Consider the following 11,716-nt stretch of genomic DNA (forward strand, 5'->3'; position numbering starts at 1 on the left):
AAACGCGCGCAACTCCACAGGGGATCATGCGTATAGGGGTGTCGCGCCGCACGCCTTATGGAGAGACTATGACTGAGAAAAGCAGCACGCAGGCGATGCCGGACGTCCTCTTCGACATCTGGTTCATGCCAGCCGCCTTCTGGATCGAATGGTGGGGCTTTTATGCCGAGACGCTCAATGTCGGGCGATATGGCAGTTCGCACGCTCTGATCGGCCCGGACGGCGCGCACGTCAATGTCGAGGTGGAAGAAGGGCTGGTCGCCTGACGCGCCAGCCGAGCGCGGAATAATCATATAGCGTAGAGAAATATTCTTACGCGATCCTCTGGCCCTTTGCCGCGGCGCTGCATACACTCCCGCCCATGACAGCGGCGCAACAGACGCCGCCAGCAGGAGATAGAACATGACCGGCGAAACGCCAGATTCCCCCCCGATTTCACCGAAGCCGACCTGACCGACGTGGATGCGCCGCGCAACCGACGCCGCCCCAAGGCCCCGATCATGGAGATTGACGGGCGCAAGCTGAAACCCGCCACGCTGATGATGGGCCATGGCTATGATCCGACCCTGTCGGAAGGCTCATTGAAGCCGCCCATCTTCCTCACCTCTACCTTCGCCTTCGAGAGTGCAGCGGCGGGCAAGCGCCATTTTGAGGGCGTGACCGGTATCCGGCCGGGCGGCGCCGAAGGGCTGGTCTATTCCCGCTTCAACGGCCCCAATCAGGAGATTTGCGAGGATCGCCTGTCGGTGTGGGAGGAAGCGGAGGATGCGCTGCTCTTTTCCAGCGGCATGTCGGCGATCGCCACCACCTTGCTGGCACTGGTGCAGCCCGGCGACGTGATCGTGCACAGCGCCCCGCTCTATGCCGCGACCGAGTCGCTGATCGGGCGCATCCTTGGCAAGTTCGGGGTGCAATGGCTCGATTTCCCGGCCGGCGCGACCGAAGAGGAGATTGGCGCGGTCATCGAAAAAGCAAAGGGGCTGGGCCGCGTCGCCCTGCTCTATCTGGAAAGCCCGGCCAATCCGACCAATGTGCTGGTCGATCTGGAGGCGGTTGTCGCGCGGCGCGACTCGCTGTTCGCGGGCGAAGACCATGTCCCGCCGATCGCGATCGACAACACCTTCCTCGGCCCGCTGTGGCACAAGCCGATCGCCCATGGCGCGGATCTGGTCATCTACAGCCTCACCAAATATGCCGGCGGGCATAGCGATCTGGTCGCGGGCGGGGTGCTGGGGTCCAATGCGCTCATCAACGCCATTCGCCTGATGCGCAACACCATCGGCACCATCCTCGACCCGCATAGCGCCTGGATGCTGCTGCGTAGTCTGGAGACGCTGGAATTGCGGATGAGCCGGGCGGGCGAGAATGCGGCGAGGGTCTGCGCCTGGCTGCGCGACCAGCCGCAGGTGGAAAAAATCGTCTATCTCGGCTTCCCGGAAACGGAGCGGCAGGCCGATATCTATCGTCGCCATTGCACCGGGGCCGGATCGACCTTCTCACTTTACCTCAAGGGCGGGGAGGCGGAAGCCTTCGCCTTCCTCGACGCGCTCAAGATCGCCAAGCTGGCTGTGAGTCTGGGCGGGACCGAGACGCTGGCCAGCCATCCGGCCGCGATGACGCACCTCTCGGTGCCGGCGGAGCGCAAGAAGGCGCTGGCGATCGGCGACAATATGGTGCGCATCTCGATCGGCTGCGAGGATGCGGACGATCTGATCGCCGACTTCGCGCAGGCCCTGCGGCAGATAGGATGAGCGACATACGCCCGGTCATTCTGGTCGCCCAGCCGCATCTGGCGCCGCTGCTGGCGGCATTGGCAGCGGACTATGATGTCCTGCCACTGTGGGAGGAGGCCGGCCGGGCGCGGCTGACCGATGCGCAGGCGCTGGTGACGGCGGGCGAGTTCCGGCTCGACCCGGCCCTTCTGGCGGCGATGCCGCGGCTTGGCCTCATCGCTTGCTTCACCGTAGGCTATGACGGCGTCGATCTCGACTGGGCACGGGCGCGCGGCATCGCCGTCACGCATGCGGGCGATGCCAATGCGGAGGATGTGGCCGACCATGCGATCGGCCTCATCCTCGCCCATAGGCGGCAGATCGTCTCGGGCGATCGGCAATTGCGGGCCGGGGGCTGGGTGGCGGGCGCCAAGACCATCACCCGGTCGCTGGGCGATGCCCGGCTGGGTATCGTCGGCATGGGCGCGATCGGCCTGGCCATCGCCCGCCGGGCGCAGGCGATGCGGATGCAGGTACAATGGTGGGGACCAAGGCCCAAGCCCACGCTGGGATGGCCCCGCGCCGACAGCCTGGCGGCGCTGGCGCAGGCGAGCGACATCATGGTCGTGGCGGCGAAGGCGGACGAAACGAATCGCGGCATGATCGACGCCGGAATCATCGCGGCGCTGGGGCCTTCCGGCCTGCTGGTGAATGTCGCGCGCGGGCAATTGGTGGACGAAGATGCGCTGATCGCGGCGCTGAGGGACGGCCGGCTGGGCGGCGCGGCGCTGGATGTGTTCGCGCAGGAACCGACCAACCCTGCACTTTGGGCCGACGTTCCCCATATCGTGCTGACGCCCCACACCGCCGGCGCGACCGACGCCGCCGTGGCGCAGATGCTGGTCATGCTGCGCGCAAATCTCAGCGCTTATTTTGCGGGCGAAGCGCTGCCGTCGCCGGTAAAGAGATAAGGCCTGGGATTGCCGTTCCCCCTTTCAGTCTGAGCCCGTCGAAGCCCCATTGGCATTCGACCGTTGCGAGCAGGAGCCGCCCTTCGACAGGCTCAGGGCCAACGGATGTACGGAAACGCCCGCTTTCCCAACGCATGCGAGCAGGCCATCAAGCCGCAATCCAGCTTTTCACATGGCGCAGAAGCGGCGGCGGTCAGCCCGCCGGCCGAATCAGAATTTGAAGACGGTACCCAGATAGACGGCCTGGCTGTCCTGACGATCGTCGGTCATCGGGGTCAGGCGGCCCGCCACGCTATTATTGTAGCGTACGCCGGCAGTGACGTTCAGGTTGCGCGTCAGCGAATAGGAGCTGGCCAGATCCAGCGAATAATCCTTGTCCGCAGACGGATTGCGGACCGTCGCGGCCGTGCCCGGCTCACGGCGGGTTTCCAGCATCACCTTAGTGCTGAAGCGATCCTTCTTGCCGTCATCCAGCGAGAAATTCTTTGCATCGACCATGGTCTGAACCGGCACAGGGTCCAGCGCCTTGCGGCCAACGGCGTCGGGCAGGGCGAACTTGCGCCAGTTATGCGCACCGTTCAGGCTGAAGGCCACCGGCTTGATGTCGATCGGGTCGAGCGGACGATTCACGGCGACGCGATCGTCACCCGCCGCGCGCACCATCACGGTGACCGAGCGCTGGCCGCTCAGCGAACCGCTGGTCGGGGTGAAACGGAAGCCGCGCTGATTCGCCGAGGCGACGATCTTAGCATAGGCAGCCGCGAGGCGCGGGTCCTTGATCGTCGGGGTGAAGGAGCCGATGCTGCCGAAGGACGCAGGCGCGTCGGATCGCAGGCGTGCAAGATCGGTGACCGCACCGATTGCGGGAGACAACAGGAAGCCAGCCACGGCCAGTGCCGCGCCCGTTCCCGCCAAATATCCCCTTGTTCCACGCATGACCCGACTCTTGTTCCCGCCCGTATATGTTTGACAACGCTTTACACCCGAAAAGCCGCCATTGGCTAGGGGCGGAAAGGCTTTTTGTCTGAGCTGTTGCACGGAATACACAGACTCCGAACGGGGCGAAGTGAACGTTACCACAGCGCCTCGTCGTGCGGCTGGCAGCAGCCCCCTTGCCCCGTGGCGCACGACCACTATAGAAGCGGGCAGTTTTTCGTCTTTTCTAGCTAGGACATGCCTGATGGTCCGCCGCCTTTCCGCCCCTGCAACCGCCGGCCTGCTGCTGGCCGCGATCCTGCCGCTCGCCGCTTGCGGTGGCGGGTCCAAGGAACGGCCAAAGGCCGACCTCGCCGCGTCGAAGGTGACGACGATCGGCGTGAACGCCTATCTGTGGCGCGCGTCGCTCGACACCCTGTCCTTCATGCCGATGGTGCAGACCGATTCGAACGGCGGCGTGATCGTGACCGACTGGTATGCGAACCCCAACACGCCCAATGAGCGGATGAAGCTGACCGTGTCGATCCTGGACCAGGATCTGCGCGCCGACGCGCTGCGCGTCGCGGCCAGCCGCCAGGTCAATCAGGGCGGCCAGTGGGTCGACGCCCCGGTCGCCGCCGCCACCGTGCAGAAGCTGGAGGAGATCATCCTCACCAAGGCGCGCGACCTGCGCCGCACGGCGATCGGCTGATCCATTCCCTTTCCGGGGCGTAACCAACGCCTTGATTTTCAAACCCTTCGGGCTGGGCTTCGCAAAAGGCCCAGCCCGCCCGCATTTGTAAGGACATGACATGCAGAGGCGCTTCAACCCGCTGGACGCAGACGCGCGCTGGCAGGCGACCTGGGACGAGCAGCAGAGCTTCAAGGCGGACGACGCCTCGCCCAAGCCGCGCTCCTATGTGCTGGAGATGTTCCCCTATCCATCGGGGCGCATCCATATCGGTCATGTCCGCAATTACTCCATGGGCGACGTGCTGGCCCGCTTCCGCCGGATGACCGGCCATGAAGTGCTGCACCCGATGGGTTGGGACGCCTTCGGCATGCCTGCGGAAAATGCGGCGATGGAAAAGAAGGTCCATCCCGGCAGCTGGACCCGCGACAATATCGCCAACATGCGCGCGCAGTTGAAGAAGCTGGGCTTTGCGATCGACTGGAGCCGCGAACTCGCCACCTGTGAGCCGGACTATTATGGTCAGGAACAGGCGCTGTTCCTGGACATGCTGGAAGCGGGCCTGGTCTATCGCAAGGAAAGCGCGGTCAACTGGGACCCGGTCGACATGACCGTGCTGGCGAACGAGCAGGTGATCGACGGGCGCGGCTGGCGTTCGGGCGCGCTGGTCGAGAAGCGCAAGCTCAGCCAGTGGTTCCTGAAGATTACCCAGTTCGCCGACGACCTGCTGGAGGGCCTGAAAGGGCTGGACCAGTGGCCCGACAAGGTGCGGACGATGCAGGAGAACTGGATCGGCAAGTCCGTCGGCCTGCAATTCCACTTCAAGCCGGTCGCGCCGTTCGACTCGCAGATCGACGTCTATTCGACCCGGCCCGACACCATCTTCGGCGCCAGCTTCGTCGCGATCGCGGCCGACCATCCGGTCGCGCAAGCCGTGGCCGCGAACAATCCCGACGCGGTCGCCTTCATCGAGAAGTGCAAGGAAGGCGGCACCACCGCCGCTGAACTGGAAACGGCGGAAAAGCTGGGCTTCGACACCGGCCTGACGGTTGCGCATCCCTTCGATCCCGACTGGCACCTGCCCGTCTTCATCGCCAATTTCGTGCTGATGGACTATGGCACCGGCGCCGTCATGGGCGTGCCCGCCCATGACCAGCGCGACCTCGACTTTGCACGCAAGTACATGCTCCCCGTCGAGCGCGTCGTCGCGCTGGAAGGCGAGGCCGACACGCCGATCCACAATGAAGCCTATACCGGCCCCGGCAATCTGGTGAACAGCCGCTTCCTGGACGGCATGAGCGTCGAGGATGCCAAGGCCGCCGTCATCGCCCGCGCCGAGGGCGAAGGCTGGGGCGCGGGCAAGACCGTGTTCCGCCTGCGCGACTGGGGCGTGTCGCGCCAGCGTTACTGGGGCACTCCGATCCCGGTCATCCATTGCGACGCTTGCGGCCCGGTGCCGGTGCCCAAGGACCAGTTGCCGGTCGTGCTGCCCGAGGATGTCAGCTTCGACATTCCCGGCAACCCGCTGGATCGCCATCCGACCTGGAAGCATGTCGACTGCCCGTCCTGCGGCAAGCCGGCGGTGCGTGAAACCGACACACTGGATACGTTCGCCGATTCCAGCTGGTATTTCATCCGCTTCGCCAGCCAGCCCAAGGACAAGCCGTTCGATCGCGCCACGGTCGAGCAATGGCTGCCGGTCGGGCAATATATTGGCGGCGTGGAACATGCGATCCTGCATCTGCTCTACGCCCGCTTCTGGACCCGCGCGCTGCAACATATGGGGCAGCTGGGCTTTGCCGAACCCTTCACCGGCCTGTTCACGCAAGGCATGGTGACGCATGAAACCTACAGCCGCGAACAGGGCGAGGGGCTGCCCCCCGTCTATTTCGCGCCCGGTGAAATCAGCCGCACGGCCGATGGCGCCACGCTGATCGCGGACAGTGCGCCGGTCGAGGTCGGCCGGGTCATCAAAATGTCCAAGTCCAAGAAGAATGTCGTCGATCCCGACGACATCATCGCCCAGTACGGCGCGGACGCGGTGCGCTGGTTCATGCTGTCGGACAGCCCGCCGGAACGCGACCTGCCCTGGACCGAAGCCGGGATCGAAGGATCGTGGCGCTTCGTCAACCGCGTCTGGCGCCTGTTCGGCGAGGCCGATGCCGCCGCAGAAGGCGAGGACAAGGCGCTTGACCGCAAGCTGCACCAGACCGTCGATGGCGTGGCCAGGGATATCGAGGCGCTGGGCTTCAACAAGGCCGTCGCCAAGATCTACGAACTGGTGAACGCGATCGAAAAGGCCAAGCCTTCCGCCAGCCGCACCGCCGCGATCCGTGGCCTTGCCCTGCTGGTCGCGCCGATGACGCCGCATCTGGCCGAAGAGGGCTGGGCGGAGATGAACGGCGAAGGCCTGATCGCCAACGCGGCATGGCCGGCGGTCGATCCGGCGCTGCTGGTGGATGATGAAGTCACCATCGCCTGTCAGGTGATGGGCAAGCTGCGCGATACCATCACCGTGGCGAAGGATACGCCCAGGGACGAGCTGGAAAAGCTGGCTCTGGCGGCACCGAACGTCGTCCGCACGCTGGATGGGGCTAGCCCCAAGAAGATCATCGTGGTCCCCGGCCGTCTGGTGAACATCGTCGTCTGATAATGTCCCGTTCTGCCTGAGCCTGTCGAAGGCCACTTTTCCTGAGTAAGGAAAGCCCTTCGACAGGTTCGGAGCGAACGTTTATGGAGGTTGGCATGAAGCGCATCCTGCCCCTTATCGCCCTTCCCTTGCTGCTCACGGCCTGCGGGCTGCGGCCCGTCTATGGCGGGGGCAGTCAGGGACCGGTGGCGCAGGCGCTGGGCAATGTCACCGTCGAACCGATCGAGGGCAAAGCCGGCTGGCTGATGCGCAATGCGCTGAACGACCGGCTGTCGGCAATGCAGGGCGGGTCCGGCCCGCGCTACAAGCTGGTGGTGAAGCTGGACGACAATATCAGCGGTTTCGGCCTGCGCGCCGACGCCGCCATCACCCGTGAGCGGCGCACCTTGCGCGCGCGCTATCAACTGGTGGATGAAACCACCGGCGCGCAATTGCTGGACGACACCGCCGGATCGGACGCCGGCATCGACGTCACCTCCAGCGAATATGCCACGATCGCGGCTGAAGATACCGCGCTGGAGCGGCTGTCGCAGACGGTGGCGGACCAGATCATCACCCGTCTGGCCATCTATTCCCGCAAGGCGACGCGCCCTTGAAGGCCAATCGCGGCCAGATCGAACGGGCGCTGGACGCGCCGGGTCAGGGCGCTTCAGCGGATATCCGCTTCTTCCTGCTCTACGGCCCCGACGAAGCGGGCAGCCAGTCGCTTGCCAAGCGGCTGGAGCGCGCCATGGGGCCGCAGGCAGAGCGAGTCGACCTGGACGGCGCGACGCTGAAGGATGATCCTGCCCGGCTGGCGGACGAAGCCGCCTCCTTCTCCATGTTCGGCGACAAGCGCTGGATTCGCGTCAGCGGCATGGGCGAGGAATCGGTCCCGGCGCTGACTGCCCTGCTGGAGGCGGAGGCCGCCGGCAATCCGGTAATCGCCGTCGCCGGCGCGCTCAAGGCGACGTCCAAGCTGGTCAAGCTGGCGCTGGAGCATAAAGGCGCGATGGCCTGCATCTCCTACCAGCCTGACGCGCGCGAATCCGAACAGATTGCCATCGGCATCGCCCGCGATGGCGGGCTGCGCCTGTCGACCGATCTCGCCCGGCGGATCGTGTCGCTCGCCAATGGCGACCGGGCGCTGATGACCGGCGAGATCGAGAAGCTGATCCTCTATCTCGACGCCGCGCCCGACCGGCCGCGCGAGGCCACTGCCGAAGCGCTAGACGCCCTGTCCGCCGACAATCCCGATACGGAGGTCGCGCCGCTCGTCAACGCCGTGCTGGGCGGCGACCTGCGCGCCATGCACCGCGAACTGACCAGCCTCAGCGAAACCGGCACGGCGATGGCGGCAGTCATCCGCCCGCTGCTGGGCCGCGCCATGTTGATCGCCAATATCCGCACAGATTTCGATGCCAGCGGCCGGCTGGAGGGGGCGGTGGAGGCAGCCGGCAAGGCGGTCTTCTGGAAGGAAAAGGGGCTGGTCACGCGCCAGGTCCGGACATGGGATGCGCCGGGCATCGCCCGCGTTATCCAGCGCCTGCTGGACGCCGAGCGCGCCACCCGCTCGGGCCGGGGCACCGGCGACCTGCTGGTCCGCCACGAACTGCTGGCGATCGCGCGGCAGGCGGCACGGGAACGGGCTTAACCCCGGACTTGAACGACCTGTCATACAGGGCCATATTGCCGCCATGGACAAGCTGACCCTGAGCGAAGCCGAATGGCGCGACCGCCTTTCCCCCGAACAATATCATGTGCTGCGCGAAGCCGGCACCGAACGGGCCTTCACCGGCAAGTATAACGGCAACAAGGCCGACGGCGTCTATTATTGCGCCGGCTGCGGGGCCGAACTGTTCGATGCCGAGGAAAAATATGACAGCGGGTCGGGCTGGCCCAGCTTCACCGCGCCGGTCGATATAGACGCGGTGGAGGAAATTCGCGACGCCAGCCATGGCATGATCCGTACCGAGGTCCGCTGCGCCACCTGCGAAGGCCATCTGGGCCATGTCTTCCCCGACGGTCCCGGCGTCAACGGCCTGCGCTATTGCATGAACAGCGCCAGCCTCGCCTTCAAACCGCGCGACGAGGCGTAACACCGGACCGGGCCTGCGCACGCTTTCCCCACCGCCTGCATCATGGCTGCATCATGCCTGCACAGGGGCCGTTCATCCTCGGTAAAGCGCCATTCGCCATGGACGGCGCGACGGTCTTTTTCCGCGCCGGTTGCATGATTTGCGCTGGCCGGGGCCGGGATTAGCGCGTATCCGGGGCGGCACAGATGGCAGGATCAGGCAAGAAGAAGAGCGCGCCGCGTGGCCGCGCGAAGACATGGGCGTTGCGCGGGCTGAAGATCGGCCTTGCCGCGGCGGTCGCAGGACTTTTGGCGGTGGTGATCGCGGTGGTCATCGCGATGCAGTCCCTGCCCGATTACAGCAGCCTGAAATCCTCTCCCAATGGCCAGATGATCCGCGTCCATGCGGCTGACGGCAGTGTCATCGTCTCGCTCGGGCCGAGTTTCGGCCAATGGCTGAGCTACGACCAGATTCCGCAGGTCATGGTCGACGCCATGGTGTCGACCGAAGATCGCCGCTTCTACCTGCATCCCGGCGTCGATCCGATCGGCATGGCCCGCGCCGCCTGGGTCGCGGTGGAACGGCGCGGCACCGGCCGCCGCTGGCAGGGCGCATCGACCATCACCCAGCAGGTGACGCGCAACATCTTCCTCAACAACAGCTACAGTTTCGGCCGCAAGATCCGCGAAATGGTGCTGGCGCTGGCGCTGGAGCGGAAATTCTCCAAACGGCAGATCCTCGAACTCTACCTGAACAAGGTCTATTTCGGCGGTGGCGCCTATGGCATCGACGCGGCCAGCCGGAAGTTTTTCGGTCATCCCGCTACCAGCCTCAGCCTGCCTGAATCAGCGATCATCGCCGGCCTGGTGAAGGCGCCGTCCAGCTACTCCCCCACCGCCGACGCCGACGCCGCGATCGGCCGCGCGGGCGTGGTGCTGGACCTGATGCAGGAAAATGATGCCATTTCCGCGCATGAGCGCGCCGCCGCCGATCTGGGCAGCGTGAAGATGGCGCCCGAGCCGCCGCAGAACAGCGTCCGTTATTTCACCGACTGGGCGCTGCCGCAGCTCGACCTGCTGATCGACGAGCCGAACGAACCGCTGGAAGTCTATACCACGATTGACCTCGGCATGCAGAATGCGGCGACGGCGGCGATCAAGGCCAATGTGCCCGGCGGTACGCAGGGCGCACTGGTCAGCCTGGACCGCGACGGCGCGGTGCGGGCGATGGTCGGTGGCCTCGATTATGTGACATCCAACTATAATCGCGCCACCACCGCAACGCGCCAGCCGGGGTCCGCCTGGAAAATCTTCGTCTATATGGCGGCACTGGAGGCCGGCTATACGCCCGACACCGGCATCACCGACGAACCGGTGACGATCAACGGCTGGAGCCCGCGCAACGCCAATGGCCGCTTTGCCGGCGACATCGATATTCGCACCGCCTTTGCCTATTCGATCAATACGGTCGCAGCCAAGCTGGGCGTGGAGGTCGGCTTCCCGACCGTTGCGGACATGGCCCGCCGTTTCGGCGTCACGACGCCGGTCAACACCCATCCCTCCATGGTGCTGGGCACGTCGGATGTGCGCCTGATCGACATGACCCGCGCTGCGGCCTCGATCGCGCGCAAGGGCATTGCGGTGACGCCCTATGGCATCACCAAGGTGACGACGGCGGATGGCCGCATGCTCTACCAGCATCAGGATGATACCAGCCGCGTGCTGGTCGCCCCCTGGGTCGCGGCGGGGATGACCGACCTTATGCAGACGGCGGTGTCGACCGGCACCGGCAAGGCAGCGCAAATCGGCCGCCCGGTGGCGGGCAAGACCGGCACCACGACCAGCAACAAGGACGGCTATTTCCTGGGCTTTTCCAGCGGCATCACCACCGGTGTGTGGATGGGTCGCGACGATGCCAGGACGGTTGGCGGCCTGCAGGGCGGCCGTGCGCCCGCCCGTGCCTTTGCCGATTATATGAAGGTGGCGGTGTCGAAGCGCCCGGTGGAGCAATTCGAGACGCAGGTCACGCTGCCCGAATGGCAGTTGGAGCCGGACGAGGAAGCCTATTATGGCAGCCCCGACAATGGGGCCACGCCCGGCGGGATGATGGTCGACGAAAATGGCCTGCCGATCGAGCGGTCCCGGCCCGATTCCGGCGGCGCGTCGGACGATGAGCAGCAGATGGAGGTCGATCCCGATGATCGTCCTGCGCAGGACAGACCGCAGGCGCCGCGTATCGACCAGCAGTGGATCGACAATGTGCTGGGGCGCGATCGTCAGCGCCAGCAGCAACAGCCTTCGACCCGACCGTCCGCCAATCCCTGATCGGCCCGGCTGGACCGATAGGGAAGGGGATGGAAAGCCGGGCCTGCGCAGCGCATCAGCGGCGGGCCAGCTGGACGGCAGGCTTGGCGTGGCTGATGGTCAGGCCATTCTGCGCCCAGTCGGCCTTCGAACGGCACTGGGTCAGCGGGACGATCGTGCCGGACTGGGTTTCACGGATGCAATAGCGGTCGGTCTTGGCTTCGTAGCGGACCTTGACGCTGCTCGAAGCAGGCTGCGACTGGGCAAAGGCGGGCGTGGCGGCGGCCGAAACGGCGACGGTGGCGACGACGACAGCGGCGGCGAAAGCGATGGTCTTCATGATGATATTCCTTCCCTGATATGTCTGCGATGATCCGTCGTGGATCATGCCAACGACATTGCAGGGGGCGTGCCAAT

11 protein-coding genes are annotated in these 11,716 nt (G+C 65.5%); 9 read left to right on the forward strand and 2 right to left on the reverse strand.

Annotated elements, in window-relative coordinates:
* Positions 1–68 precede the first annotated feature (68 nt).
* From ACNHGR_RS13775 to ACNHGR_RS13785, 3 genes are all read left to right on the forward strand, one after another.
* Positions 69–266: a hypothetical protein gene (locus ACNHGR_RS13775; RefSeq protein ID WP_184268446.1), complete on the forward strand. Its 198-nt coding sequence runs from the start codon at positions 69–71 to the stop codon at positions 264–266.
* 234 nt (positions 267–500) lie between these two features.
* On the forward strand, positions 501–1,751 hold the full coding sequence (locus tag ACNHGR_RS13780) for a cystathionine gamma-synthase family protein (protein WP_475286804.1): 1,251 nt from the start codon (positions 501–503) through the stop codon (positions 1,749–1,751).
* On the forward strand, positions 1,748–2,683 hold the full coding sequence (locus ACNHGR_RS13785; protein ID WP_475286806.1) for a 2-hydroxyacid dehydrogenase: 936 nt from the start codon (positions 1,748–1,750) through the stop codon (positions 2,681–2,683). Before ACNHGR_RS13780 ends, ACNHGR_RS13785 begins: the two co-directional genes overlap by 4 nt.
* A 210-nt stretch (positions 2,684–2,893) precedes the next feature.
* On the opposite strand, the gene ACNHGR_RS13790 is transcribed toward ACNHGR_RS13785, so the two are convergent.
* Positions 2,894–3,619, reverse strand: coding sequence for a hypothetical protein (locus tag ACNHGR_RS13790; protein ID WP_184268452.1), 726 nt, complete (start codon positions 3,617–3,619; stop codon positions 2,894–2,896).
* Between the two features lie 244 nt (positions 3,620–3,863).
* Between ACNHGR_RS13790 and ACNHGR_RS13795 the strand changes: the two genes are divergently transcribed.
* The 6 genes from ACNHGR_RS13795 to ACNHGR_RS13820 all read left to right on the forward strand — a co-directional run bounded on the left by ACNHGR_RS13795 (position 3,864) and on the right by ACNHGR_RS13820 (position 11,320).
* Positions 3,864–4,310: a DUF3576 domain-containing protein gene (locus tag ACNHGR_RS13795; protein ID WP_184268454.1), complete on the forward strand. Its 447-nt coding sequence runs from the start codon at positions 3,864–3,866 to the stop codon at positions 4,308–4,310.
* A 100-nt stretch (positions 4,311–4,410) separates the two neighbouring features.
* Positions 4,411–6,939: a leucine--tRNA ligase gene (leuS, locus tag ACNHGR_RS13800; RefSeq protein WP_475286809.1), complete on the forward strand. Its 2,529-nt coding sequence runs from the start codon at positions 4,411–4,413 to the stop codon at positions 6,937–6,939.
* A 95-nt stretch (positions 6,940–7,034) separates the two neighbouring features.
* Positions 7,035–7,535, forward strand: a complete 501-nt coding sequence (lptE, locus tag ACNHGR_RS13805; RefSeq protein WP_475286811.1) for an LPS assembly lipoprotein LptE — start codon at positions 7,035–7,037, stop codon at positions 7,533–7,535.
* Positions 7,532–8,572 carry a DNA polymerase III subunit delta gene (holA, locus tag ACNHGR_RS13810; protein WP_475286813.1) on the forward strand — a complete coding sequence of 347 codons (1,041 nt, stop codon included), beginning with the start codon at positions 7,532–7,534 and terminating at the stop codon, positions 8,570–8,572. The genes lptE and holA overlap by 4 nt, the downstream gene beginning before the upstream one ends.
* A gap of 43 nt (positions 8,573–8,615) precedes the next feature.
* Entirely contained in the window at positions 8,616–9,017 is a 402-nt protein-coding gene (msrB, locus tag ACNHGR_RS13815) for a peptide-methionine (R)-S-oxide reductase MsrB (RefSeq protein ID WP_475286815.1), read from the forward strand.
* A gap of 185 nt (positions 9,018–9,202) precedes the next feature.
* Complete coding sequence (locus tag ACNHGR_RS13820; protein WP_475286817.1) at positions 9,203–11,320, forward strand: transglycosylase domain-containing protein; 2,118 nt, start codon at positions 9,203–9,205, stop codon at positions 11,318–11,320.
* A 55-nt stretch (positions 11,321–11,375) separates the two neighbouring features.
* Here the strand turns inward: ACNHGR_RS13820 and ACNHGR_RS13825 are convergent, their stop codons facing one another.
* Positions 11,376–11,639, reverse strand: coding sequence for a hypothetical protein (locus tag ACNHGR_RS13825; protein WP_475286819.1), 264 nt, complete (start codon positions 11,637–11,639; stop codon positions 11,376–11,378).
* Positions 11,640–11,716: the final 77 nt, after the last annotated feature.

Source organism: Sphingobium sp. RS1 (assembly GCF_056156825.1).